The organism is uncultured Aquimarina sp., from assembly GCF_947495315.1.
Taxonomy (GTDB): domain Bacteria; phylum Bacteroidota; class Bacteroidia; order Flavobacteriales; family Flavobacteriaceae; genus Aquimarina.
The window spans coordinates 44,679-69,415 of the sequence record NZ_CANLYD010000018.1 but is presented as its reverse complement, the minus strand read 5'-3'; the positions used below and the strand labels follow the sequence as shown (position 1 = coordinate 69,415).

Annotated in this window: 27 protein-coding genes; 10 read left to right on the top strand and 17 right to left on the bottom strand. The window is 33.0% G+C overall.

Annotated elements, in window-relative coordinates:
• The first annotated feature begins 119 nt into the window (after positions 1–119).
• Positions 120–992, top strand: coding sequence for a pirin family protein (locus Q0910_RS24210; RefSeq protein WP_299222476.1), 873 nt, complete (start codon positions 120–122; stop codon positions 990–992).
• Positions 993–1,491: 499 nt separating this feature from the next.
• Here the strand turns inward: Q0910_RS24210 and Q0910_RS24205 are convergent, their stop codons facing one another.
• The 3 genes from Q0910_RS24205 to Q0910_RS24195 all read right to left on the bottom strand — a co-directional run bounded on the left by Q0910_RS24205 (position 1,492) and on the right by Q0910_RS24195 (position 3,839).
• Complete coding sequence (locus Q0910_RS24205) at positions 1,492–2,067, bottom strand: hypothetical protein (protein WP_299222475.1); 576 nt, start codon at positions 2,065–2,067, stop codon at positions 1,492–1,494.
• Positions 2,068–2,214: 147 nt separating this feature from the next.
• Positions 2,215–3,438 (bottom strand): radical SAM protein, encoded by a 1,224-nt coding sequence (locus Q0910_RS24200; protein ID WP_299222473.1) that lies wholly within the window; start codon positions 3,436–3,438, stop codon positions 2,215–2,217.
• A 191-nt stretch (positions 3,439–3,629) separates the two neighbouring features.
• On the bottom strand, positions 3,630–3,839 hold the full coding sequence (locus Q0910_RS24195) for a hypothetical protein (RefSeq protein WP_299222471.1): 210 nt from the start codon (positions 3,837–3,839) through the stop codon (positions 3,630–3,632).
• A gap of 429 nt (positions 3,840–4,268) precedes the next feature.
• Here Q0910_RS24195 and Q0910_RS24190 point away from each other — a divergent pair, with 429 nt between their 5' ends.
• Positions 4,269–4,832: a hypothetical protein gene (locus Q0910_RS24190; protein ID WP_299222469.1), complete on the top strand. Its 564-nt coding sequence runs from the start codon at positions 4,269–4,271 to the stop codon at positions 4,830–4,832.
• 151 nt (positions 4,833–4,983) lie between these two features.
• Here the strand turns inward: Q0910_RS24190 and Q0910_RS24185 are convergent, their stop codons facing one another.
• From Q0910_RS24185 to Q0910_RS24175, 3 genes are read right to left on the bottom strand one after another with little or no spacing between them, the layout of a single operon-like run.
• Positions 4,984–5,370, bottom strand: coding sequence for a YchJ family metal-binding protein (locus Q0910_RS24185; RefSeq protein WP_299222467.1), 387 nt, complete (start codon positions 5,368–5,370; stop codon positions 4,984–4,986).
• Entirely contained in the window at positions 5,363–5,548 is a 186-nt protein-coding gene (locus Q0910_RS24180; RefSeq protein ID WP_299222598.1) for a hypothetical protein, read from the bottom strand. Before Q0910_RS24180 ends, Q0910_RS24185 begins: the two co-directional genes overlap by 8 nt.
• Before the next feature lie 45 nt (positions 5,549–5,593).
• Positions 5,594–6,262: a DUF2293 domain-containing protein gene (locus tag Q0910_RS24175; protein ID WP_299222465.1), complete on the bottom strand. Its 669-nt coding sequence runs from the start codon at positions 6,260–6,262 to the stop codon at positions 5,594–5,596.
• A 194-nt stretch (positions 6,263–6,456) separates the two neighbouring features.
• Between Q0910_RS24175 and Q0910_RS24170 the strand changes: the two genes are divergently transcribed.
• A complete protein-coding gene (locus tag Q0910_RS24170; protein ID WP_299222464.1) occupies positions 6,457–6,708 on the top strand; it encodes a hypothetical protein in 252 nt (83 codons plus the stop codon).
• Between the two features lie 339 nt (positions 6,709–7,047).
• On the opposite strand, the gene Q0910_RS24165 is transcribed toward Q0910_RS24170, so the two are convergent.
• A complete protein-coding gene (locus Q0910_RS24165) occupies positions 7,048–8,334 on the bottom strand; it encodes a type II toxin-antitoxin system HipA family toxin (protein ID WP_299222462.1) in 1,287 nt (428 codons plus the stop codon).
• Positions 8,328–8,657, bottom strand: coding sequence for a helix-turn-helix transcriptional regulator (locus Q0910_RS24160; RefSeq protein ID WP_299222460.1), 330 nt, complete (start codon positions 8,655–8,657; stop codon positions 8,328–8,330). Before Q0910_RS24160 ends, Q0910_RS24165 begins: the two co-directional genes overlap by 7 nt.
• Before the next feature lie 394 nt (positions 8,658–9,051).
• Between Q0910_RS24160 and Q0910_RS24155 the strand changes: the two genes are divergently transcribed.
• Both Q0910_RS24155 and Q0910_RS24150 read left to right on the top strand, forming a co-directional pair.
• Positions 9,052–9,306 carry a hypothetical protein gene (locus Q0910_RS24155; RefSeq protein WP_299222458.1) on the top strand — a complete coding sequence of 85 codons (255 nt, stop codon included), beginning with the start codon at positions 9,052–9,054 and terminating at the stop codon, positions 9,304–9,306.
• Positions 9,307–9,334: 28 nt separating this feature from the next.
• On the top strand, positions 9,335–10,948 hold the full coding sequence (locus Q0910_RS24150) for a hypothetical protein (protein ID WP_299222456.1): 1,614 nt from the start codon (positions 9,335–9,337) through the stop codon (positions 10,946–10,948).
• 39 nt (positions 10,949–10,987) lie between these two features.
• Here Q0910_RS24150 and Q0910_RS24145 read toward each other — a convergent pair whose 3' ends face one another.
• Positions 10,988–11,821 (bottom strand): DMT family transporter, encoded by an 834-nt coding sequence (locus tag Q0910_RS24145; protein WP_299222454.1) that lies wholly within the window; start codon positions 11,819–11,821, stop codon positions 10,988–10,990.
• Between the two features lie 269 nt (positions 11,822–12,090).
• Here Q0910_RS24145 and Q0910_RS24140 point away from each other — a divergent pair, with 269 nt between their 5' ends.
• The gene (locus Q0910_RS24140; protein WP_299222452.1) at positions 12,091–13,056 is read left to right on the top strand and encodes a hypothetical protein; all 966 of its coding nucleotides are present in this window, start codon (positions 12,091–12,093) and stop codon (positions 13,054–13,056) included.
• A gap of 412 nt (positions 13,057–13,468) precedes the next feature.
• Here the strand turns inward: Q0910_RS24140 and sulP are convergent, their stop codons facing one another.
• The gene (gene sulP / locus Q0910_RS24135) at positions 13,469–15,184 is read right to left on the bottom strand and encodes a sulfate permease (RefSeq protein ID WP_299222595.1); all 1,716 of its coding nucleotides are present in this window, start codon (positions 15,182–15,184) and stop codon (positions 13,469–13,471) included.
• A 148-nt stretch (positions 15,185–15,332) separates the two neighbouring features.
• Between sulP and Q0910_RS24130 the strand changes: the two genes are divergently transcribed.
• Both Q0910_RS24130 and Q0910_RS24125 read left to right on the top strand, forming a co-directional pair.
• Positions 15,333–16,088 (top strand): sulfite exporter TauE/SafE family protein, encoded by a 756-nt coding sequence (locus Q0910_RS24130; protein WP_299222451.1) that lies wholly within the window; start codon positions 15,333–15,335, stop codon positions 16,086–16,088.
• A gap of 69 nt (positions 16,089–16,157) precedes the next feature.
• A complete protein-coding gene (locus Q0910_RS24125; protein ID WP_299222449.1) occupies positions 16,158–16,964 on the top strand; it encodes an MBL fold metallo-hydrolase in 807 nt (268 codons plus the stop codon).
• A gap of 64 nt (positions 16,965–17,028) precedes the next feature.
• Here Q0910_RS24125 and Q0910_RS24120 read toward each other — a convergent pair whose 3' ends face one another.
• Together Q0910_RS24120 and Q0910_RS24115 are read right to left on the bottom strand one after the other, a co-directional pair.
• Positions 17,029–17,478 (bottom strand): cold-shock protein, encoded by a 450-nt coding sequence (locus Q0910_RS24120; RefSeq protein ID WP_299222447.1) that lies wholly within the window; start codon positions 17,476–17,478, stop codon positions 17,029–17,031.
• Between the two features lie 260 nt (positions 17,479–17,738).
• Positions 17,739–18,530: a hypothetical protein gene (locus Q0910_RS24115; protein WP_299222445.1), complete on the bottom strand. Its 792-nt coding sequence runs from the start codon at positions 18,528–18,530 to the stop codon at positions 17,739–17,741.
• A 190-nt stretch (positions 18,531–18,720) separates the two neighbouring features.
• On the opposite strand from Q0910_RS24115, the gene Q0910_RS24110 reads away from it, so the two are divergent.
• Together Q0910_RS24110 and Q0910_RS24105 are read left to right on the top strand one after the other, a co-directional pair.
• Complete coding sequence (locus Q0910_RS24110) at positions 18,721–19,314, top strand: pseudouridine synthase (RefSeq protein WP_299222443.1); 594 nt, start codon at positions 18,721–18,723, stop codon at positions 19,312–19,314.
• Between the two features lie 171 nt (positions 19,315–19,485).
• Complete coding sequence (locus Q0910_RS24105; RefSeq protein ID WP_299222441.1) at positions 19,486–20,076, top strand: hypothetical protein; 591 nt, start codon at positions 19,486–19,488, stop codon at positions 20,074–20,076.
• Between the two features lie 118 nt (positions 20,077–20,194).
• On the opposite strand, the gene Q0910_RS24100 is transcribed toward Q0910_RS24105, so the two are convergent.
• The 5 genes from Q0910_RS24100 to Q0910_RS24080 form a co-directional block, all read right to left on the bottom strand.
• Positions 20,195–21,100: a DUF6268 family outer membrane beta-barrel protein gene (locus Q0910_RS24100; protein WP_299222439.1), complete on the bottom strand. Its 906-nt coding sequence runs from the start codon at positions 21,098–21,100 to the stop codon at positions 20,195–20,197.
• 142 nt (positions 21,101–21,242) lie between these two features.
• Positions 21,243–21,881 (bottom strand): chloramphenicol acetyltransferase, encoded by a 639-nt coding sequence (locus Q0910_RS24095; RefSeq protein WP_299222437.1) that lies wholly within the window; start codon positions 21,879–21,881, stop codon positions 21,243–21,245.
• Positions 21,881–22,573, bottom strand: coding sequence for an HAD family hydrolase (locus Q0910_RS24090; protein ID WP_299222435.1), 693 nt, complete (start codon positions 22,571–22,573; stop codon positions 21,881–21,883). The genes Q0910_RS24095 and Q0910_RS24090 overlap by 1 nt, the downstream gene beginning before the upstream one ends.
• A gap of 92 nt (positions 22,574–22,665) precedes the next feature.
• Positions 22,666–24,357, bottom strand: coding sequence for an energy-dependent translational throttle protein EttA (gene ettA / locus Q0910_RS24085; RefSeq protein ID WP_299222433.1), 1,692 nt, complete (start codon positions 24,355–24,357; stop codon positions 22,666–22,668).
• 56 nt (positions 24,358–24,413) lie between these two features.
• Positions 24,414–24,596, bottom strand: a complete 183-nt coding sequence (locus tag Q0910_RS24080) for a CAL67264 family membrane protein (RefSeq protein WP_211073417.1) — start codon at positions 24,594–24,596, stop codon at positions 24,414–24,416.
• Positions 24,597–24,737 lie beyond the last annotated feature (141 nt).

The window sequence follows — 24,737 nt, the reverse complement described above, 5'->3', positions numbered from 1 at the left end:
AAAATAATTTAAAGTAGAAACTTCTCATCTTGATACTATCAATCCTTAATATTTATTTAACGAAATACTTTTCATAAAAAGTGTACTTTAGAAATTCTAAACGCAAAAAAACTATTTTAATGTCTAACCAAGGATTAATAATTGAAGAACGTAGTCGCGATATTGGTGATTTTCTGGTAGGAAGACTCATTCCATTTAGAAAAAAAAGAATGGTTGGACCATTCATTTTCATAGATCACATGGGTCCCACAATGATTAAAAAAGGAAAGTATATGGATGTGGATCAACATCCTCATATCGGTCTATCAACTTTGACTTATTTATTAGATGGAGAGATGATGCATCAGGATAGTATCGGAACCAATCAGCGTATTTCTCCAGGTTCTGTAAACTGGATGGTTGCCGGCAAAGGAGTGACACATACAGAACGAACTCCGAAGGATATGCGAGATGGTTCTGAATTTTTAACTCACGGTTATCAGATTTGGGTAGCACTACCAAAACATTTAGAAGATATCACACCAGAGTTTCACCATCTAGACAAGACCGATCTACCGTATTGGACAGACGGCACTACAGCGTATAGACTCATCGCAGGAAAAGGATATGGCAAAGAATCTCCATTACCAGTACATTCAGAGCTTTTTATGGTAGAAGTAAAAAACAAAGAACGTTATGAATTACAGATCAAAGGCGAACTACAGGGAGAAATTGGTATTTGTATTGTGGAAGGAGAAATACACGCTTGTGAAACCAATATTACTAAAGGAAATATGTTAGTTTCAAAAATAGAAGATAGTTGTTCTATCATTTTAGAACCTAATACACATTTATTATTATTTGGTGGTCAACCGTTTCCTGAAGAAAGACATATCTACTGGAATTTTGTATCATCCAGTAAGGAAAAATTGGAAGAAGCAAAAAATCAATGGAAAAATAAACAATTCCCTAAGGTTCCGAATGATGATAGTTATGTAGTGATGCCAGAATAATATTTTTAATAAATGGTTACATAAACTTCAAAAATTAAATTTATAAATCCGATTAAATAGCTTACAGAGGGTACTTATGAAGTACCCCGCTCCTACCGCTGCACTACCCATACTTATATTAAAACAGAGGTTGGTCCTATGTAAAACACAAGTGTCACCTCTCTTTACACCTAGTCACACTTCTGTTTAGAATACCCCAATCCTTTGTTAGAAGTACCCCTAACTATGTTCTCATAGTAACACAGCTACTACCATAAGTACCCCAAACTGTTGGTATTACTGTAAGCACCTACTTATATAAGTACCCCCTTCCCACTTATGGTAGTGGGTTTTGAGTGTTTCTGTAAGAAAATACTGAGTTTTTATATAATAAAGAGATTACTCCTTGAGTATATATTTACGAACAATTGTTTGAGTTATTATTAGAATCTTGAGGTTAAGATTTTAGCCGAAAAAAAAATCGGCAGAGTTTTCTGCGGCTTTGAAAAAAAGCTAGGTTTTAATAAGCTGCCAATTCCTGTCGTATCTCCTGCAATGATTTATTGGTATTGACTAGCTCCAGAATCACTTCTTTTCTGAATTCGTCTAAATCATCATAGTCGTAATATTTTGCCCATTTATGATCTTCTAAAAGATTTTTAATTTGCTTAATCAGTTTACGAGTAGCATCTACAGGTCTAATAATTGCTATGTGGTCGTAGGCAGGGTTATCTTTATGTTTATAACTTACGGCTTTCGTTTCGAAATCTACAGCGATATAATACGCATCTACGTCTTCACTTAAATTCTCTCTAAAATCTGTCCAATCTGCATAACCAAGACGAAGATCATCAATCTCTACAGGGATTTCTGAAACCAGTCTCCAATTACATTTGGCAGCTCTTCCCCAATGATTGGATAATCGATATACTCCGTTTGTTGTATAATAATACGTACTACCCGATTCACTACGATAATGTGGTTTTCTTCTGGAGATTTCTCTTAATCGCACTCCTTTGAATACACAATAGGTATTCTTAAAGAAATTATTTCTAGTAAATTTCTTTATTGTAACAACTTGTTCTTCCAATGACATCTTTTTTTCCGGCAACAAAGAACTTGTTTTTTTAGGAGAAAAAGAAAACAAGTTTTTAACAGTTTATTGTTGGGAAATATATTTTAAGCTGATTTTGAATTAATTAAAAAATTACAACCTCCAAAAGCATTAATATCTAATACTACTTTAATTTTGTCCGAAAAACTCTAGTTCATTAGTATAACTGATATTTATATGATTCTTTTTATGTGTATCATTAACATATCTCATTATTTCATCGGTTTTCATACTATCTATATGCTCTTTAGAATATAGTTCTGGAAAAAGATCGATCAGGGTATTCTGGATATGAGCAATGAATTTAATAAGATCTTTACAATACACAGATGGGTTATTAAATCCATTTTCTTTTTTAAACCGATGTACTAATCTTCCTCCTTGACAAACATCTCGAATAGGACATTCTAAACATTTAACACATAGTTTCGTACTACTATCTTCGAAATATAGTTTCCCTAATGGTGAGTTTCTAATATCAGAAAAATCATGACTTAATACATTCATTCCGGATTTAGTAAATCCGTGACCACAGGCTTTCAATGAATCGATTGCTTCAATTTCGCCATTAGTTTCGATTACTAAAACTGCTGATTCATTATTAATATTCTCAGTGACACCCAATAACCTATTCATTAACCCCATAAACATTGGTATTTTATATCTATCCGGATCTTGTATCCAAATATCAAATAATGCGATCAACCAATCCGCCATTTCACTTTTTTCCGTATCAAACGGAAAATTATCATGTGTAAAATCAGGAATTAAAAAGTTTACAGAATTTACCTGCATCTTTTTAAAACTTTCATAAATAGCTTTCGGTTCTTCTTCTATATTAATTACACAAACCGTGTCGGCATACCCTATTTGATTTTTAAGTAATGTTACTGCATTAAAAACTTTATCATAACTTCCATTACCTTTATGATCTACTCGGAACATATCGTGAGCTTTTTTGGTACCATCTACGCTGGTACTTGGATAAATCTGCAACTCTCTAAATAATGCGCACCAATCTTCATCAATCAAAATCCCATTAGTCTGAATATCGTATTTAAAAACGACATCTTGTAGCTCCTCTTTAACAGTATTCGCTTTGGTAATAAAAGTTCTATAAAAATCCTTTTCTATTAATAAAGGTTCTCCTCCATGAAAGATAAATGAAAACTCTTTTTTGTTATATTTTAGAATGTATTTTTTGGTTTTTTCCAAAATCGAATCGATCATATCATATGACATGAATTTAGGTTGTCCTTTATAGGTAGTATCTCCCAGATTATACATAAAACAATAAGAACAATTAAGATTGCATCTACTGGCAACTTTGAGTATTAAGGCATCGAATTGCATGAATTGTGATTTTTAGAAGTTAAAGTCGTTTATTTAGCATACTAAGCGAAGTTCAGAGATAATATGGTTGTACAAGTAAGTTGCTCTGGCTTCGCCTAGTATTTTATGGATTGATTCATCAATCCTTTTCTATATACGGGTTGGGAAATAGTTATATATCTAAAAAAATTTAATAACCTCTCCCAAATCGTCTACCTCCGTTCAATAGGAACTCCGATAACAATCGGAACACATTTCTGTAATGTTTCTGACCAAACCTGGCCATCTACACATCTTCTACCACCGCTAGTTGGATAATATATTTCTACAGGAACTGCACCTCCTAAAATAGCTTCCATATTTTTAAGCTCTTGTGCTGAAAATTTTTCTAAGCCTCTGGGTAATAAGAATACCTTTTTCATTATTTGTATGTTTAGATTTTGCCTACTCTTTATGATTTTCGGCGACCTCAAAAAAGTTGTATTTATCAAGCGCGCTTTTTGATACTACACCTTTATATACACAGATACTTAATTTGTTACCTTTTTATATTTAAAATTTAAAAAATTGAGAAAAACTACGGTTATCAACAGCTTTACAAAACACACTATCTTAACTATCAATAAAACACTGTAAACAATATACTTAGCAATGTTTTTCAATAATATTAGCATTGTTAAAAAACTAGTAACAACCTCAAAAACAAGACATTTTGATTAATTTATAATTACTTTTTTATTCTAGATTTTATCTTTAGGTAAACAATCCTTTCGTGCTGAAAAATCCCCATATTTTTGAATAATTTTGATAGCATCACTAACCAATTTTATTTAATCAAAAAGTTCATAAAAATGAAAAAAATCGCATTAAAATTTAGTCTTATCGCTTGTTCTTTTGTATTCATTACAAGTTGTCAAAAAGAAGAAAACGAAACACCTGAGATTCAAAAATCTTCTTCTAACGTACAGCAGTTTGTTACCGTTAAAGATGTTTCTAATGAACAAGAAACGTTACAATTGTTAGAAGAATTACAACAAAAACAAAAGGATGAAACATCCTCCATGAAAAGAGTAGGTTGCACATTAGATAGTGATATTGGTTGTGGTAGTGATGCTGCTTTGGAAATAGAAGAATACATTAATGCTTCGGGATGTATTAGTTATCCTGTAGGAATTATCATATTTCCGATAGAGGCTCAACAATTTACTTATAACTATTCTTATTATATAGATGGTGACTCTGATATTAATATGGATAGATATCAATTTCAGTTCGAAGCTCACATTGCTGATATCCAGAGACAAATCAGACCAAAGAAAATTTCTTTTGTAAATGCTGATGCTTCTAATAGATGTTTTAATGAAAGAGGTTGGAACGTAGACAATGTTGTATATACCGTATTTTTAGGAAATTAACACTTTAGCCTTCTTTTATTTTATACCTACCGTATACAATACACAAACAAACCCTGCGAGATTCTAGCGTAGGGTTTCTACGTTTAGAAACTTAAAATGAATAGGTGTGATTTCTATATAAAGTATTTAGAAGTGTTGACTTTAGAGCGTATTAGTTTTCTCCAAGATACACCCAATGACCATTCTCTTTAACGAATGCAGAATTTTCATGAATAACTTCTAATGCGCCATTTTCAAAGTAAAAAGCCTTGAACTCCACGGTACCTTCTTCATCCGATTCTAATCCTTTAGTAGTATGTAAAACTTCTAATTTGATCCATTTTACAGATTTTGCCCACTTTAAAATAGATTTCTTTTCTTTTAACGGGCGTGTCGAACTATGATGGCTTTTCATCAAATAATCACTGTTTGCCAGGACAAAAGCAGTATAACGAGATCTCATTAAGTCTTCTGCAATTAGTGCCTGTGCCATATCTTTATGGATACTACCACAACAAGTATCATAGGCTTGCGATCTTCCACAATAGCATTTACTCATTCCCAGGTGCATTTTGCTTAGACTCATTAACTTTTTGTACAATTGCTTTTAGTCGTTCTGCTCTAAGCTCTTTTTCTTTTCGGAGTTTATTCTTTTTACGATTCATAAGCTTCGTATGCTTTGCCTTATTCTGAGTATTTTTTTCTCTTCCTTTTTTAGCCATTTTACTCGATACCATGTAGTTTTATCCTTAAAAATAGAGAATAAAACCTTCTTAAACCTACTATTTCCATTTTTTCAAAACAGTATCAATATCGGATCGTATCTCAGATCTGATTTCTTTTTTACGTTTTCCTTTACCAAATTGTTCGTCATAATTCGTTTCCACATGTCGAATATGTGCTTCTACCGCCAGGTCAATCATTTTGGGGTCAAAATCTTTTGCATCCGCTGTTCTTCCAACTCTTCCGCTATATTTTTCACAAGCATGTGTGGCAATCGCAAATTCCCTTTTTTCAGGACAATTAGGATATTGAGCCCTAATCGCTAATGCAAAATTAAATATAAATTCGCGATCCTTCTCCGCTCGTACAATTGACGCTTTTTTATTTTTAAGATCTCTTGATGCTTGATCTTTCTCGCAAGCTATGCGTGCTTTTTCTATGGCAACCTCCTCTACCAGCTGTCCTCTTCGTTCATATCGTTTTCTACGCTGATTCCAAGCTAGAACAACTCCACAAAGCGTAGAATATTTCTTAGACCTTCTGGTCATTGCTACATTTCCAGGAGGTAATAGCACATAACCCACAAAGGGAGAACAACTAAAACAAGTGCCTTTATGATTTTCACTTTCTGCAACAAAAGATTTCCCTAATGGAATTTTTTTACCACAAGAAATACAACGTAGTTTTTCTTTTTTAGTAAGAAAGATATTCTGAGAAACAGTAGCCAATACTATATATTTTTCGGCTGCGAAAATAAGATATTATTCTATTCTCTCTATTAATTATCAAAACTACTTTTATTGATTTTGAGTAAATTTACAAGTAACAAATGGGGAATTATTGGTTTTTTTAAGTTTTTATGTTTGTTTTCTTACGGTTTTTCCGTAGATTGTACTTGCCTTAAATTTTTAAAACCCTGCTTATGCAAAAAACTACCCTTGAAAAACGTTTCAATTCGCAAGACTTATCAGAAAAATATCATCATATCTGGAATAAGGGAATTCACCTCTTTTCTATTAATGATGGTAACCGTGATTTTTACTACAGTGTCTTTTATATAGACTTTCTTTTTGCTGAAATAATATATAATAAATTAAATGGAGAAATCATTGCTATAAAAAGTTTCACTGATAAAGCTAAGTTAATGTACTATTTAAGAGAAGATTTTAATTAGACATTCATAATATTTTTGAGCGTATGAGTACAATGAGACTTAATTTAGTTTCTTTATTAAAACATTTTGCCCCACTTATTGTAACCAAATTTGAGTAATTTGCCCTAAATAATTCACCAAATTTCTCGGTACTCGTATGCTCATTAATTATTATAAAGTGACTTCATTTTTCTTTTTGAGTTATATCACATTTTCCATAGTAAGCACTTATACATTCTTAGTGTCACTTGATCATTATAGCAGTTAACCCTTCGAGAACCTCAGGGTTCAAAAGAATATCAAATGAGGATTGAGGCGCTCGAAACCCGATTACTTAATAAAATTATATAATGCTTTGTATTATAGCTCAGTTCTAAATGCTTTTTGCAATTTAGCAGCCTGTTCGGGAGGAATTCCCGCTTTATTAGCATAATGATTCCAGTTATTTACTACTTCTAAAATTTGCTGTATTTCAGCCTTACTATTTTTATAACTTATTTTATCTCCTACTTCAAGTAAGTCACTTAACCTAAAACCATCTCTTTTCCCGTTTATAGACATCTGATGCAGACTAGTCCATATCCCCGTAGGGTTATATGAATACGTAATATCATATGCCGGAGCTAGTTTCCAGACACCTTGTTTATCCATTAGGAATGAAATATTTTTGGTATGGTCATCTTGATTTCTGGCGATAACGTTTAATAACATTCTTTTATACAATTGAATAGCATCCTGATGAGGTAACCTAAGTTGTCTCATAATTTCGAAAGCATTTTCATAAGAGTATGCTCCAGGTGATTTATAATCGAAATGAGCTAGTGAACATAATGTTTGCATATGCAGTTTCTCATTATTAGGTAGTCGATCAAATCTTTTGGTCATAAAATGTGCACGACCATGCTCTTCGAACAACCGAGAATGTTCCATATCAATTCCAAAATCCAGCGCCATCAAATAATATGCATATTCGATCCTACCATATCCTTGTGGATCACCAAGAGATACATCACTCACTCCATCAAATTTAAAAAGGTAATGCTCGAATCCTTTCGGGACATTGGTTTGTCCGGATCTAATTTCATTCGTTGTAGCATTAAATGCAATAATCGCCTTAGCTCTTTGTCCTCCGGCAGAAGTACCTACTTTGATTAATTCATTTAGGTGTTCGGTTTCAGAGATATTTAGTTCTATTTTCTCACGTGAATTCAGTACTTTTTGAGCAAGTGTTACGAGTTTATCTATTTCTACGGTACTCGATATTTTCTTGCCAATATTTCTCGCGGGTTGAAACTCCAAGGCTCCCATTCCACGTGTTCCGATATAGCATAATCGATCTAAAGGTGTAAATTGAGCTTTGGGAATATCATTAAGCAATAACCATTGATCAATCAAGCGATTCCCAAAATCATCCGGTAATACATCCGATAACATTCCGGGTAATCCTTTATAGGTATCTTCATTAAGACGAGGAAAACTATATATTCGTTTCTCAGAATTAAGAATGGGCATATGTATGGGTGAAACATCCCAATTGTTCTTCAAGAAATCAGAAAAAAACTCAAAAGAAGCATACTTCTTATCTGCATCCCAGCTTAAAGCACCTAGTTCTTGACCCCAAAGTGTTATTTTGATAACATCTACCATGATGATTTGTTTGGTTTATTTTTAGAACTTCCTGAAGCCCTTTCTCTTTCTTTACCTTTTAATTTCAATAATTCAATAGGACTAATTCCCGGATCCGGCAAAAATAAACTCAATGCATCAAGTTCTCCAAATGCCCTTAAAATCTGAATAAAAGTGAGTAAGGTTGTTGCTTTACCAGATTCAAAGTTTTTGATCGTCTGTACATGAACTCCTGCTCTTTTAGAAAGCTCTTCTTGTGTTATATTGAGATTGAGTCTTCTTTTTTTTACACGTTGTGTAAGCTCTGATAAGACATCATCATCAGAAAGTCTATTTAAATCCATATCTTTAATTTAATGTATATCAAAATATACTTTATAATCGTATAAATAAATTAAGTATAAAATACTATACTTAATAAGCATTAGTTATTACAAATATACTAAAGTACATATTAGTATACCTTAAAATCAATATAATTATTTAATGTATAAAAAATTATACTTTAAAAGTAGTTACTATTCTTTATAAAGATATTAATCACCAAGAAATAAAATCTTAAAAAAAACAGTTAAAACCCCCTTTTTAAACATATTTTATATGCTTATTTTTAACTCATAACGTATTCACACCCAACACCCGTCTAATTGCCTCTAAAAATTATGAGGTATGCAAAATTATGTTCGATTACGAAGTATAAGTTTATTGCTTATACTTATTCTATGTTGTCAAAGCTGTATGTCAACACGCGTTGTCAGTGAGTATGACAATGATTCTGTAGTAAAACACACTAAAACTTCCTGGAGTTATGTTTGGGGATTGGTAACACCAAAGGATATTGATCCCGGCTGCGAATCTAAACGAATGAACTCAGTTACTAGCTCCACTAATTTAGGCTATATCCTTATATCTGCAATAACAATTGGCATCGTAGTACCGCAGACGGTAGCATGGGAATGTGCTCCAGTAGACACACCTATAGAGGATTTGTAATACACACAAGAATTAAAAAACAGTTAAAATGGCATTACCAAAAGGCATAGAGATATTACCGATCACATCTTGGGAAAACAGACATCAGAATTTTACACAGAAATTAACTAAGGATGCTTCTTTTAAAATTAGAAATGATCATTCTTTATCTAAAAGCTCTGAAAAATATAAAGCGACCACTAAAAATATTCAATGGTTGATCGGACATGCAATTAAAAACAAAATACGCCTCAGAGCAATGGGCAGTGGTTGGTCATTTTCTAAAGTAGCAGTCTCCGAAGGAGGAATCATCGACACTAAATCTTTACGTCTCTCCTTCTCTGTTTCCAAATCGTATGTCGATGATACTTATTTAGACAAAGGCGGGACACCAGAAAACCTCTTTTTTACACAATGTGGAATGTCAATTCTGCAATTAAACTCAAAACTTGAAAAGGAAAAAAGACCCAATAGATCTATTAAAGCTTCAGGAGCTAGCAATGGACAAACCATTGCCGGAGCCTTGTCCACAGGAACACACGGAGCAGCATTTAATGTGGGAGCACTACAAGATTTCGTGGTAGGATTACACCTAATCGTTGGCAAGGACAGACATATTTGGTTAGAACGTCATTCTAATCCGGTAATGTCTGATAAATTTGTTGATTGGTTAGGAGCCGAAAGAATTCAAGATGATACTATGTTCAATTCAGCTATAGTAAGTTTTGGTAGCTTTGGTTTCATTCACGGAGTAATGATAGAAACTGAGCCTAAATTTTTATTAGAAGAACATCGTATTGATAAAATTGCTTATAACGAAGCGTTAAAACATACGATGAACACGCAAGATTTTTCTGCTATTGAGAACCTACTTCCTTTTCCACAGTTTTCTCCTGATCGAGAATTATATCATTTCGAAGTACTTATCAATCCCTATGACTTTAAGCCTAACGATACCGATAAGGGAGTGTTCATAAAAGTCGCATATAAGCGAAAATATCGTGATGATTATACTCGCAGAACTAGAGACAGCAATGGATTAACGTACGGTGACGACTTGCTAGGATTGATACAGACTATGATGGATAGTCTGGGAGCTTTATCCGTAAAACTAGTGCCAAGTCTAGTAAATCTATTGTTTCCTCTTGCGTACAAAGAAACAGCTGCGTTAGAAGGTACTATAGGTGAAACTTATAACAATACCAAGTTTAGAGGAAAAGTAGCAAGTGCAGCATTAGGGATAGATATTAAAGACAGCGCAAAAGTTGTACAAGAAATACTAAATATCATTGATGGAGGTGATCCTTTTCCCGGTGGAATTTCTTTGCGATATGTAAAAGGTACTAATGCGTTATTAGGTTTTACAAAATTTCCAAAAACATGTGTCTTAGAATTGGATGGAGTAGATTCAGGAGTTACCAGAAATTTCTATGAAAAAATATGGAACAGACTCGAAGCCAAAAACATTCCTTACACATTACATTGGGGTAAAATAAATTTCAATCTCAATTTTAATAGGATACAAAAAATGTATGGTGCTGCTACCGTACAACATTGGATAGACTCTCGGAATGAACTATTAAATGAAGACACAAGAGAAGTATTTACGAACAAGTTTGTAGAACAATGTGGATTAAATAAAAAACCTGGAGTAATAGTTTAACTAAAGATTATAAGTATCTATAAGTCAAATAATTAACTTCTATTTCGGTCGATAAAACATATTAAGAACCAATCCGGTAATTACCATAGCAGTACCTAAGATACTTAACAAAGGATACTTGTCGCCAAACAAGAAAATCCCTGCTATCATAGTGAAAATAACTTCCATATATTTTAGAGAAACTACCTTATTGGTAACCTGTGATTGAAAAGCTTTTGTCATAAATAATTGTCCGAAATAACCAAAAACACCTAAGCTTAATAATAATCCCCACTCGATCCCTTCTGGCGTTTTCTTCCAATTAAAAACAGAAAGAATTCCCCCTAAGATTGTTGCAATCCACATAAAATAATTTACAATAACTACGGGATGATCTCGCAAACCTATCTTATTAATTAAGACGTACACCACACCACTAAACAAAGCTGATAAAACAATTAGCAACAATCCAAAAGAATTAATATCTGCATCAAAACCTTTGATGATCAAAACACCAAAAAAGGCAAGTAAGAAAAATAACCATTGTATATTTTTCACCTTCTCTCTGAGAAATATAACTGCTAATATGGTTGCGAAAATGGGAGAAAGATATCTAAGAGAAACTGCAGAACCTATTTTAAGATATTCTACAGACATGAAAAACAACCCCATAGAAGTCACTCCTGCTAAACCACGAAATATGAGTAATCTCTTTTGATTACCAAGAATAGAAATCTTGTTATAGAACAAAAACGGCATCGTAAAAAACAATGTACCTATAGATCTGAAAAACACAAGCTGATACGCACTAAAACCAACTAGATATTTAACAAGTAAATTCATAACCGTAAAGGATACGGTACTCAGAATCATGAAATAGATGGCTTTTTTCAAATACTTATTTTTTTAACATCTAATAGATATAATCTACAGGATCAAAGATAAAACTTGTTACGCTATCTATTTGCCAAATCAAAATACATTATTCTAAAAAATAGATCTGGTTCACTACCGATTTTCATTTTTTTGGCTTTCTTTTTGATAATAAAAAAATAAGAAATGTAATGATGAAAACAATAAGACGTTATGAGATTAGTTAGATCAATTATAGTTTTAAATTATTTTCATTAATTTGACCCAATATTTAAAGCCCCTAACCTCCTATGAAAATAGTATCCCTTATACTTGTATTACTAATGTTTGAAGGCATTTATGCCCAGGTATACACAATACAAGATGCAGAACAAAAATTCCCCATATCATATGCAACTATTTCATTTGGAAATGGTAATGGGTTATTTGCTGATGCTGATGGAGTTTTTAAATTTTCACAAAAAAGATATAAGGATATAGATTCATTATTTATATCAGCACTTGGATATAAAGAAAAAGGTCTAAGCACAAGAAATTTACCTAAAACCATTTTATTAACACCAGATATAGCTGAACTCCAAGAAGTAGTAGTAAAAGCCGAAAATTTAGGCAAATACAAAACAAAGAAAAAGAATTCTAAAGTGCATGATGATTACTTTAGATGTTGGTTACCTACAGTAGAGTCTGAAATTGCTGTATTTTTTCCAAGAGATCCTTTAAAGTCTACTAAAATAGCTTCAGTGTTTTTGCCCGTAATGATGGAAACTTCTAGCGGATCTTCTTCTGGTAGAAAGCAATCTTTTTCTACCTTGTTTAAAATGCAATTCTATGAAAATGATAATGGTTCTCCTGGTAAAAGATTATCAGGTGATGATATTATCTTTAGAATCACAAATAAGGATAAAACCAATTTTGAGCTTGATATTTCTGAATACAAGGTGTTTATTCCTAAGAATGGTGTTTTTATCTCTATCCAAGTATTAGGATATACAGATAAAGAAGGAAAACTTCAGCATACTAAAAAATATCACGAAGTGGAAACCCGTAAAGGAATCGTGAAAATTTCTACTACGTTTAGGCCCTTACTCCCTTTTACCGATAAAATTGAAGATAATATTACCTTCACGAGAAGAATATTCTTTAAAAATAGAACATGGCAATGTTTCGACAAAAAATACAGCGAGAACAACACTCTAATCCAAAAAGGATTTATGAATTATGGAATGGGTATAAAAACCCACGTATATGAGAAGTAGGTTAGATGGTTAGATGGTTAGATGGTTAGATGGTTAGATGGTTAGATGGTTAGATGGTTAGAAAAATACGATTTTTAGTTTGAACGTATTTCAGCCTTACAAATTTATTAATAGAACCTGTTGTGCATTTAGAAATGATTATGTTAAAAAAAAGCATCAATTCGAGTGTTTTGTCTAAATGAAATGAAGACAAAATGTATCGAGAACAGCTTTTTTTGGATTAAAATTCTATTCTCGATACACTTCTCCTAAAGTCGAAGCACTCGAACTGACCAATCTTATCCCAAAAATACCTAAATGCACAACGGGTTAATCGAATCTTATTTATGATTGATCTGTCAGATCGAGCGGAGTCGAGACCTAATTGATTAAATAGTAAGCTATCTCACAAACCTTCTATTAAAAAACAACTTTAATCCAGAAATGATCTTTTCTTATTGTACTGAACAGCAACTTCTAGCAAGTTTTCCTGGACTGTTTTATTCTCTGTGTATTGTACCGCATCTTCAATATTAAGAAAATTATGATGACTACCTAAAGTATCTGTAAAACCTGATCTTTTAAGAAAGTCTCTTACGGGTCCGATGGTGCCTGAGATTAACAATTGAACACCTAATTCCTCTAAATATTGATGTACATCCTCTAGAATATGTAATCCTGTACTATCTATATCGTTAATATTTGTACTATCCAAAATTAAAAACTCAGGTAATACATCTCTTTTTTTTATGTGATTTAGAATTTCATCCTTGAAATAACCGGTGTTAGCAAAATATAATTGATCGTCAAACCTAATAATCAAATATCTAGAAGATTGTCTTGCTTCTGGAAATCTATCGACATTACGATAATAATTAGTTCCTGGAATATTTACTAATTCCGCCACATGAGGTCTGGAACTATAATACTGCAAGAAAATGTAAGACAGTATTACACCAATAAAAATACCTTTCTCTACTCCAAAAACTAATGTTCCTACAAACGTAATAATCATTACAATAAACTCTCTTCTTCTCAGCTTTAGAAGATATTTCGCTTCACTAAAATTAATCAAGCCAAAAACAGAAACCAGTATAATAGCTGCTAAGACTGCTTTGGGTATATAATAAAAGAAAGAAGTTAGAAACAATAATGAAATAATAACCATGATCACAGTAATGATTGATGAAACTGTAGTCTTACCTCCTGCTTCATCATTAATAGCAGATCTACTATAGCTCCCGGAAGATGGAATAGCCTGAAAAAAAGCCCCTATCAATTTAGCAATTCCCAAAGCTAATAATTCCTGATTAGGTCGAACCACATGATCTCTATTCTTCATTTCTAAAGATTTAGCTATACCAATACTACCTACATACCCTATAAAAGTCACTGTAAAAACTGAGGGTATCAATGCGACCATTGAATCGTAATTCATTTTGGGAATAGTAAATGATGGTAGTCCTTTTGGCACATCTTCAATTACAGAAAGACCTAAGCTTTTTAGGTCAAAAACAATGGTAATAACTGTGCTTATGATCAATACAAAAAGTGCTCCTGGAAATGACTTTTTCCATCTCTTAAGAATTAGCATGATTATTATAGATCCTAAACACATGCCAAATGTTATGAGATGTATTGAAGAAATATTCTGCACTACATACCATAATGATTCGTGGGTATAATCAAAATTTGGAATGTCCATTCCTAATGATTCACTAAGCTGAGAAATAATAATAATGATAGCTGCCGCTGAAATAAATCCGGAAATTACTGGTTGAGAAATAAGATTGACTAAGAAGCCCATTCTTAATAAGCTTAATGCTATTTGTAATATCCCAATCAACAACCCAGAAAAAATAACCAAATTGGTGAATTCCTGCGTAAATGGAGTGGCAATCTGACTAACCCCACTCATTACTAAAATAGCAGTAACCGCTACTGGACCAATACTCAATTGCCTAGATGTACCAAAAAAGGCGTACAAAATCAATGGAATTAAACAGGCGTATAATCCATATATTGGTGGAGTTCCCATTAACAAAGCATACGCAATAGCTTGAGGAATGAGAATCACTCCAACCGTAATACCTGCTATAGCATCCGAACCAAAAGTAGTTTTATCATAGCCTTTAAAGGAAGCTAAAATAGGGAGTATTTTGTGTAGCGCTTTGACTGTTATTTAATTTTTGAATTGTATGGTAAATCTACGATAGTTTAAGATTTTATACTAAATGAATTACAAAAAGCATCAGTATTTTTTAGATTTACTTATTTTTGGGCGGTAACACAACCAAATGAACGAATCACTACTTCTTATTCTTCTGGCATTAGTTGGTTTTATTGCCGGAGTTATTAATACTATTGCCGGAGGCGGATCTTTATTAACACTGCCAATGCTAATTTTTATGGGATTACCCCCATCAGTTGCTAATGGCACAAATAGAATTGGGATTTTTATTCAGAGTATTACTTCTGTAGCAGGTTTTAAAAGTAAAGGCATACAACCGACTCTTTTTAGTGTTTATCTCGGCTTATCTGCGTTGGTAGGATCCTTAATTGGAGCAAGAATAGCAATTGATATAAAAGGTGAAACTTTTAATAGAATATTAGCCGTAGTAATGCTAATTATAGTATTGTTTATGGTTTTTAAGCCCAAAGTGAATATTGAGGACTTTGCTGAACGTATACAAGGCAAGTATCGCCTACTAGCCATTCTAGCATTCTTTGTGATTGGTATTTATGGCGGTTTTATACAAGCTGGTGTAGGAATATTTATTCTCTTAGCACTTACTTCTATTAATAGAATGAGCTTAGTGAAATCGAATGCTGTAAAAGCAGTAGTAGTTTTTATTTATACGATAGGTGCATTGGCGATTTTTGCTTTCGATAATCAGATAAACTATCTATATGGATTTGTTCTGGCTTTTGGCAATGCTTCAGGTGGTTGGATAGCTAGCAGATGGTCCGTAAAAAAAGGAGATGGTATCGTAAAAGTCTTCTTACTTATTATGGTTATTGCTATGGCTATTAAGTTATGGATAGATAGTTAATCTTACATTAAAATGTTTCTGGTTTTATAGTCATTTTATACCTTGTTAACGTAACTAAAACCAAACATAATGAAATCACATACCCTATTCCTTTTGACTATTTCACTTTTTATAATAAGCTGCAAGGATACTAAAAAAGAAGAAACAACAGCCGATACAGACACTCAAGAAGCTGTTACTGTGGATGAATCTAAAGAAAAACCGATTTCTGATTTAAAAATTATTCCTATTACGCACGCTACAGCTGTATTAGAATATAAAGGAAAAACTATTTATATAGATCCAACTGGTGGTGCAACAGCTTTTAAAAGTCAAAACCTTCCTGATATAGTACTTATAACCGATATTCATGGAGATCATATGAATATCGAAACTTTGGATAGTCTTGACCTCTCAAAATCAAAATTAATCGTTCCACAAGCTGTCGCAGAAAAACTCCCTGCAAATTATACCGAAAAACTGGTTATTATTAATAACGGTGAAGTAAAGGATGTAGATGGAATATCAATCGAAGCGATACCTATGTATAACCTAAGAGAAGAAGCGCTGAAGTTCCACGACAAAGGACGTGGTAATGGATATGTAATTACCCTAGGAGATGAACGCTTATATTTCTCTGGAGATACAGAAGATATTCCTGAAATGAGAGCTCTTAAAAATATTGACAAAGCATTTGTTTGTATGAACCTTCCTTATACAATGACAGTAGAAAGTGCAGCAGATGCTGTTTTGGAGTTTAAACCAAAACAAATTTACCCATATCACTACAGAGGTACTGAAGGATTAAGTGATGTTACAAAATTTAAAGAAATTGTAAATAAAGGAGACGATGCAATTCACGTAATACAATTAGATTGGTATCCTAATACAAAATAGAATGAAAAAAGCATTTGCAGTATATTATCTGCAAATGCTTTTTTTAATAATATTATAAACGCTATTAGATCTTTTTTACTCGTACAGCATTTAATCCTTTCATTCCCATTTCTAACTCAAACTGCACTTTGTCACCTTCTCTTACTTCTTGCATTAAGCCATTTACGTGAACAAAATATTTTTCCTGAGATTCCTGCTCTGTGATGAATCCATATCCTTTAGAATCATTGAAAAAAGCAACTTTACCTTTTTTAATCGGATCCTCTTCTACGTGTTCTCTTTTAGGTATACCAATCTCTATGTTTTCGGCTTTTACCTTTTTCTTTTTTGATGGATCTGGTGGAGTATCAGTAAGGTGGCCATTTTCATCAACATAAGCAATCATATTATCGAAACCGCTACCCTTTTTAGAATTTGCTCTACGTTCTTCTTTCTTTTTCTGCTTCTCCTCGCGCTTTTTTATCTTCTTTTTTTCTTTTTCAATCTTGCTAAATGTCTGTTGTGATTTTGCCATTCGGTAAACTTCTATTTTTTTTGTTAAACATAATTGTCATCGAAATACTAAACGAATGATTGGAAAATGACAATTCTAAGAGATTGATTTACCGAATAATTGACCCAGTTGTTGCAACGACCAAGCACATATAACTTAAAACAATTTAATATGTACTTATTTGCACAAAGATAGATGATCCATTTTAATTTAGGTAATGATATAGGTAATTTAATCTATATCCTGATAGAAGTAACTTATAATTAAAAAATAATAATTGATTATCGCTCCCTAAAACTTGATATTTCTGATGAAGAAAGCATGCGTGACGAAAACCCTGGACACCTTCTAAGTGCAGCCCTGGTCTGAGGGCTTCGCTCTAGTATTAGTGGTCTACTCCCGAAGAGCCGTATTGCCGGAGTTGAACTACTGTAACAAATAAAATACATATAAGCATTACATAAAGCTTCTAGACTTCCTGGGTTTCTGGAGACTCTGGTATTAGACAAGGTTTCTCTGTCTGTTTCAGAAAAATATCGATAACTAATCTTACCGCCGTGGGTCATTACATGACCAATTTCGTGAATTAATGTTGGCGAGATACCCAAGTTTTGATATCTCCATAATGCTCCATATGTAATTATAATACCTTCACGTTCGTCAAAAAGCGGAGTACTTCTATCATCATATCCAGGATTTAAACCGCCAGTAAATCGCTCTGATCTTCCTCTTCCAGCAGAATTAGCAAAAATTATTCCTTCCGGTTTACGTTCCTTAAGCCATCTTAAATGTCCAGAAGGCAATAAATCCAATGTTCTTTCCACAAACAATACCTCGGATTGTTTTACAGCATATATATTAATCGAAACATTCTCGTTTGATCTGTAATAATGTATGTCTATTAAATCCTCGTTCTCCACTACCTGATAAAAACCTCTTATTCGATCTCGTTCCCAAGGATCTAAAAAATTGGGAGCAAAATAATTGGGTTCCCTGTTTCTTCTTCTTCCCGAGCCATATCCTCCAATAATAATATCTTGGTTGTATGGCTGTCCTATCATATGAATTGACATAGTGAAAATTATTTAGTTAGCTTAAAAAAGTATAATCCCTATCAAAGTATAAAAACACAAGTTTGACTATCAATTAGTTGAAAATAAAGCATAAAGGTTAACTTAAAGAAGGTAAAAGTTTTCTTATACTGTTTGACAATTATTACATTTGGCCACATTTAATCACGATACTTACAATGTTTATTTAATAATGCTAGAAGACAAGAAGAAAGATGACAGGCATTTTATGATCTATAAACCTTATGGGTATTTAAGTCAGTTTGTGAATAATGGACAAAAACAAAACTCCAAAAAATTACTCGGCGAACTATTTGATTTCCCTGATGGAACTATGGCTATAGGTCGATTAGATGAAAAATCTGAAGGCCTATTATTACTCACTACCAACGGAAAAACCAGTAATTATATATGTAGTAGTGGTATTGAAAAAGAATACTACGCTCAAGTAGATGGTGATATTACCAATGAGGCCATATCCAAACTAACAAATGGAGTGGAAATTGGTTTTGATGGAAAAAAATACACAACCAATCCTTGTAAGGCGTTTAAAATAAATCGTATTCCTGAATTCCCAAAAAGATCAAAGAAAATACGAGATGAAAGACATGGTCCAACAAGTTGGATTTCAGTAACCTTAAAAGAAGGTAAATTCAGACAAGTCCGGAAAATGACTTCTGCAGTAGGCTTTCCTACACTGCGATTAGTACGAGTTAGAGTGGGAAACATACAACTAAATGACATGCAAGTTGGAGAAGTAAAGGAGCTACAAACAGTATTGCTGTAAAACAATTATGGTAATACTTCATTGAATTTTGCATTAAAAAAAACAGTTTAAAACACGCATCACCTAAATAGCGACAGTAGTCCACAATTTCCCTCAAAAACACCACAAAATGGTTTAAGAAAATGAGATAAGCAACACCTTTGACTTATAACATATAATCATTCTTAAATTATGAAAACTACATTAAAATCATCAATTATGTACACAGCAATACTTGCTGTATTGACATTAACATCTTGTGAAAAAGATGAAATCAATTCTGAAAGTACTGTATCTGAGGACGTAAGTACAACTACAGATATTAACGCAAAAGCAAGTGCTATATCAGCGGTAAGTCGTTATTATTCTGGTGGATCAAATACTGTTCACACATACAGAGTATTGAATCTGGGAGTAGGCATAGGAACCTATGAAGGCAGACCTTTTAAGTTGGGGACTTATGACTTTATCTCAGCACCGCCATCAGGCACTAAACAAATATTCTTTCTCCTCGCACCAGGAAATAGAGATTTCGTCATGACTACTAGTGGTGCAGAAAAATCTAATTTATTAAGAAGAGGATTTAGAGACTATAGTGTTAGAACCTTATACGGGAATATTAAAAAGGCCGCTTATATTCATAACAGTGGCGGAAGCGGAAGAGTAAAACTTTATAGATTTTATGGATCTTCTAATACAGATCATTTATACACAACTAATTACAATGAAGGTGTAAATGCTGGGTATGCCTATGAAGGTGTAGTAGGATATGTATATCACTAATCATCACCTTTTTTTATGATAAAAGCTTCAAAGTTTCAGCTGAAACTTTGAAGCTTTCTATAATAGCCAACCTAAAACTGTATTTAATAATTTAAATCGATTAAAAACACAATAGGTCTTATTGTTTTTCTGAAATATCAAACCTATATATAAAATCTAATCCAAAGAATAAACTACTATCAAACTCATTATTTATTCGCGTTCTATCATCCCCATCAAGTGCAAATGTAAGAACTTGGACCCCTACTTTATCATCTGCGGCATACACTCCATAATCAGTAGTATCGAAACCAAGTTTTGCTCTTATTAATAAAGAATCATCAAGCAATCCATAGGATCCATAAAAGGCTGCACGAATAGATTCTTCTTGAACATAAAAATCAATATCCTCATTAACCAAATTATATGATTTTACAGAAGTTCTTAAATCAATACCTAGACTAAAATGATTTGCAAGTACATAATTTGCTTCCATACGTATTGGAAAAACAGCATCAAAATGAAATTTCTTATTGGGTGATTTGTAAAAAGCTCCTAAAAGCGGGGTTATGATTGTACCAAAATTTTCTGAAGAAGAATACAATCCAAATTTCGCTCTCACTTTTTCATTATACTGAAAATCTAAAAGAGCAATTGCACCAAATTGAAAATCCCTAGATCCTACATCCTCAAAATTAGAAGCCAATTTAGGTAAAACCACATAAGTTCCAGACCATTTTTCTGAATGCTTCACTTTAACTCCGGCATTTATACGCGCCATAGTTAAATTCTCATCAGGAGCAAACTGAGAAAGATTTAAATTTGTGTTTTCCGCCGTTATACCTGCTAGTAAAACTAACTTATCATTTAATACTTTGGGATATAATAATTCAAAATTGACATTCGTAATATCAGTATCAAAAGTTTGTTCTACATCCTCCAGATTTACTCTTGATATATTCAATCTTACGATATCAGTATAATCCTGAGCATTCGCTAGAAAAGAAAATAAAACTAAAAGAACAGAAAGTATTGATTTTTTCATAAAAAACATTGTTAAGTGAATTGAAAATTACTCAAAAAAAGCTTCTCAAATCATACAACCAGAATATTATACCCTATTTTTAGAAGATTTTATGATACTTCTATCATTAAGCTATATTACGTGAAGTACAATTCTAACTTAATTAAGAATCCTCGTTTAATAATCGTTGAAACTCTTCTAAATACAAGCCAACATGGTAACCATCCATTAGTGCGTGATGTACATGAATAGATATAGGAAGATTAATTTTGCTCCCCTCCTTTGTGTATTTTCCGAAAGAAATTTTTGGTACACTATCTCGATATTGAAAATGTCTTGCATGAGAGATTCCAGTAAAATTGTACCAGGGAATAGAAGAAATATGTAAACTGTCCATTCGTTTTGCATTATCATTATGACGCAATCCTGTAGAATTTCTAACTGCTTCTATTTCTTTTTGAGCCTGTACCCGAAAGACTTTAAAATCTTCATCAAACTCTATAAATGAAAAACCAAAAGTATGATCCTCTCGTCCTATAGTAGCAGAAGCATGGACCTGATCATAGATATAAACTTTGTCTTCTTCGATCCTATATCGAAAAGGTGCTATCCGATTAGCTGCTTTTACTGCTTTATGCAGATAATAAAGAAAATATGGATACCCATTGTCTTTAATCTTTTGATATCCAATAGTAAAATCTACTGTTGATACGATACCAAAAAACGGCTCATCAAAACCACTAAAGAACTCATAATGTTCTCTTCTGTTCCAAGTAGATAGATCCAAGGCCGTCTTGTTCATTATAGGTATTGCAATAGCTCTTTTGAATTGGTTAAACTCCTAAAATTAGGATGATCAATAGTTCCGTTATGTACTTCGTGTGCCCAAGTGGTATGAAAAGGGATATGACAGGCATGTGCGCCAATATTTAAAACTGGTAAAACATCAGATTTTAAAGAATTACCGACCATTAAAAATTCGGTTTCACTGATATCCAAATGATGTACTAATTTTTGATATTGCTTCTCGGTTTTATCAGAAACAATTTCTATATGATGAAAATAGGTTGATAATCCAGATTTAATCAACTTACGCTCCTGATCTAATAAATCACCTTTAGTTGCCATTACCAAACGGTATTTTTTAGATAAATATTGAAGTGTTTCTTCGATACCATCCAATAATTCTACTGGTTCTTGAAGCATCTGCTTACCTTTTTCGATAAGAATCTCTACTAATTGGATGTTCATATTCCCATTAGTAATCTTAATAGCTGCCTCTATTAAAGAAAGTGTAAAAGGTTTAATACCATAACCATATAAATCAAGATTTTGCATTTCGACTTCGAAAAGGAGTTTGTTTGCTTGTTCCTTCGGAAGATGCTCCGACACAAGTTCACAAAATTCCTCTTCAGCTTTCCTAAAAAAAGTCTCATTTACCCAAAGCGTATCATCTGCATCAAAAGCTATAGCCTTAATATTCTTTAGTGGCATATTATTTTTAGTATTTAGAGTGTATTTAGAGATGAAGGTATTACACTTTGTGTGGGACAGCTAATGTACCCTGGTACTCGCATACGCACTTTTCACCTTACTAGTTTCTTATACTTAATACGCTTAGGCATTAAATCTCCTCCTAAACGTTTCTTCTTATTTTCTTCGTAATCTGAGAAACTACCTTCAAAGAAATATACTTGAGAGTCTCCTTCGAAAGCTAAAATATGAGTACAAATACGATCTAGGAACCAACGGTCGTGAGAGATCACTACTGCACAACCTGCAAAGTTCTCCAGCCCTTCCTCTAACGCTCTTAATGTATTAACATCAAGATCGTTAGTTGGCTCATCTAAAAGTAATACATTACCTTCTTCTTTTAGTGTCATCGCCAGATGTAATCTATTACGTTCTCCACCAGAAAGCGTAGATACTTTCTTATTTTGTTCACTTCCGCCAAAATTAAAACGACTCAGATATGCACGAGAATTTACTTCTTTACCTCCCATCATTACTAAATCCTGTTCATCGCTAAAGTTTTGCCAAATAGATTTATCAGGATCAATATTAGAATGAGCTTGATCTACATATGCAATCTTTGCAGTTTCACCCACAGAAAAACTTCCTTTATCAGGAGTTTCCTCACCCATAATCATTTTAAAAATAGTGGTTTTTCCTGCTCCATTCGGACCTATAATCCCTACAATACCTGCTTGAGGAAGTTTGAAGTTAAGATCTTCATACAGCAATTTATCTCCATAGGCTTTACTAATTCCTGAAGCTTCTAACACATTAGTTCCTAAACGTGGCCCGTTAGGAATATATATTTCTAATTTTTCGTCAAGTTGTTTTTGATCTTGACTCATTAGTTTATCGTAATTCTTTAAACGTGCTTTTTGTTTGGTTTGTCTTCCTTTTGCACCTTGGCGGACCCATTCCAGCTCTCGTTCTAATGTTTTCTGACGTTTTGAAGCTGATTTACTTTCTTGTGCTAAACGTTTTGATTTTTGATCTAACCAGGAAGAATAATTTCCTTTCCAAGGAATTCCTTCTCCTCTATCCAATTCCAAAATCCATCCAGCAACATTATCTAAGAAGTATCTATCGTGCGTTACTGCAATAACAGTTCCTTTATATTGTGCCAAATGATGTTCTAACCAATGTACAGATTCAGCGTCCAAGTGGTTTGTTGGCTCATCTAATAACAATACATCAGGTTCCTGAAGTAATAAACGACACAGTGCTACCCTTCTTTTCTCTCCACCAGATAAAACTCCTATCTTTTTATCAGAGTCTGGAGTTCTTAATGCATCCATTGCAATTTCCAGCTTGGTATCTAGTTCCCAACCATTACCAGCATCAATCTGATCCTGTAAAGTTGCTTGTCGATCCATAAGCTTCTGCATTTTATCAGCATCACTATATACCTCTTCTAAACCGAACATATCATTAATCTTGTTATATTCATCTAGAACAGCTACAATCTCTGCAGCACCTTCTTTTACAACTTCCAGAACTGTTTTATCAGGATCTAATTGTGGTTCTTGTTCTAAATATCCAACAGAATAATCAGAAGAGAATACAACATCTCCTTGATAATTCTTATCAATACCTGCAATTATCTTAAGTAATGTAGATTTACCAGATCCATTAAGACCCAGAATTCCAATTTTTGCACCGTAGAAAAAACTTAAATATATGTTTTTTAGAACTGGAGTATTTGCGCTTTTATACGTCTTTGTTACTCCAGACATAGAAAAGATGATTTTTTTATCGTCTGACATAAGCCCTTAAATTGTTTTAAATAATATTATTTATAATTTGAATAATATATAATTAGTTATACTCTACCTTTTAAAGCATTAAACACCCAGGCATTTGCCAGAAATCCTACACCAACTGCTGCAAATCCCCATCCGGAAACATCCCTATATCTAAATGCTCCTAGAGCTATCAACCCTAGTCCAGCTAGAATCATTATAAATGTAGCCCACGCTAATACCGTATTTTTATTCATTCCCATAGCAAGTTATTTAGTTAAATGTTTTTAATATTAAATCAAAAACAGCGTACAAATATCGGTATTTTATCGTCAAAAAACAGCTTTTTAGAGAGATCTTCAACTACTTTACCACCTTATCTATTGTTAAACAAGTGGTTATAC

Excerpts from the sequence above, each read along its gene's own strand:
- Q0910_RS24210 (WP_299222476.1), top strand. The coding sequence starts at position 120 with ATGTCTAACCAAGGATTAATAATTGAAGAACGTAGTCGCGATATTGGT.
- Q0910_RS24205 (WP_299222475.1), bottom strand. The coding sequence starts at position 2,067 with ATGTCATTGGAAGAACAAGTTGTTACAATAAAGAAATTTACTAGAAAT.
- Q0910_RS24200 (WP_299222473.1), bottom strand. The coding sequence starts at position 3,438 with ATGCAATTCGATGCCTTAATACTCAAAGTTGCCAGTAGATGCAATCTT.
- Q0910_RS24195 (WP_299222471.1), bottom strand. The coding sequence starts at position 3,839 with ATGAAAAAGGTATTCTTATTACCCAGAGGCTTAGAAAAATTTTCAGCA.
- Q0910_RS24190 (WP_299222469.1), top strand. The coding sequence starts at position 4,269 with ATGAAAAAAATCGCATTAAAATTTAGTCTTATCGCTTGTTCTTTTGTA.
- Q0910_RS24185 (WP_299222467.1), bottom strand. The coding sequence starts at position 5,370 with ATGAGTAAATGCTATTGTGGAAGATCGCAAGCCTATGATACTTGTTGT.
- Q0910_RS24180 (WP_299222598.1), bottom strand. The coding sequence starts at position 5,548 with ATGGTATCGAGTAAAATGGCTAAAAAAGGAAGAGAAAAAAATACTCAG.
- Q0910_RS24170 (WP_299222464.1), top strand. The coding sequence starts at position 6,457 with ATGCAAAAAACTACCCTTGAAAAACGTTTCAATTCGCAAGACTTATCA.
- Q0910_RS24165 (WP_299222462.1), bottom strand. The coding sequence starts at position 8,334 with ATGGTAGATGTTATCAAAATAACACTTTGGGGTCAAGAACTAGGTGCT.
- Q0910_RS24160 (WP_299222460.1), bottom strand. The coding sequence starts at position 8,657 with ATGGATTTAAATAGACTTTCTGATGATGATGTCTTATCAGAGCTTACA.
- Q0910_RS24155 (WP_299222458.1), top strand. The coding sequence starts at position 9,052 with ATGTCAACACGCGTTGTCAGTGAGTATGACAATGATTCTGTAGTAAAA.
- Q0910_RS24150 (WP_299222456.1), top strand. The coding sequence starts at position 9,335 with ATGGCATTACCAAAAGGCATAGAGATATTACCGATCACATCTTGGGAA.
- Q0910_RS24140 (WP_299222452.1), top strand. The coding sequence starts at position 12,091 with ATGAAAATAGTATCCCTTATACTTGTATTACTAATGTTTGAAGGCATT.
- Q0910_RS24130 (WP_299222451.1), top strand. The coding sequence starts at position 15,333 with ATGAACGAATCACTACTTCTTATTCTTCTGGCATTAGTTGGTTTTATT.
- Q0910_RS24125 (WP_299222449.1), top strand. The coding sequence starts at position 16,158 with ATGAAATCACATACCCTATTCCTTTTGACTATTTCACTTTTTATAATA.
- Q0910_RS24120 (WP_299222447.1), bottom strand. The coding sequence starts at position 17,478 with ATGGCAAAATCACAACAGACATTTAGCAAGATTGAAAAAGAAAAAAAG.
- Q0910_RS24115 (WP_299222445.1), bottom strand. The coding sequence starts at position 18,530 with ATGTCAATTCATATGATAGGACAGCCATACAACCAAGATATTATTATT.
- Q0910_RS24110 (WP_299222443.1), top strand. The coding sequence starts at position 18,721 with ATGCTAGAAGACAAGAAGAAAGATGACAGGCATTTTATGATCTATAAA.
- Q0910_RS24105 (WP_299222441.1), top strand. The coding sequence starts at position 19,486 with ATGAAAACTACATTAAAATCATCAATTATGTACACAGCAATACTTGCT.
- Q0910_RS24100 (WP_299222439.1), bottom strand. The coding sequence starts at position 21,100 with ATGAAAAAATCAATACTTTCTGTTCTTTTAGTTTTATTTTCTTTTCTA.
- Q0910_RS24095 (WP_299222437.1), bottom strand. The coding sequence starts at position 21,881 with ATGAACAAGACGGCCTTGGATCTATCTACTTGGAACAGAAGAGAACAT.
- Q0910_RS24090 (WP_299222435.1), bottom strand. The coding sequence starts at position 22,573 with ATGCCACTAAAGAATATTAAGGCTATAGCTTTTGATGCAGATGATACG.
- ettA (WP_299222433.1), bottom strand. The coding sequence starts at position 24,357 with ATGTCAGACGATAAAAAAATCATCTTTTCTATGTCTGGAGTAACAAAG.
- Q0910_RS24080 (WP_211073417.1), bottom strand. The coding sequence starts at position 24,596 with ATGGGAATGAATAAAAATACGGTATTAGCGTGGGCTACATTTATAATG.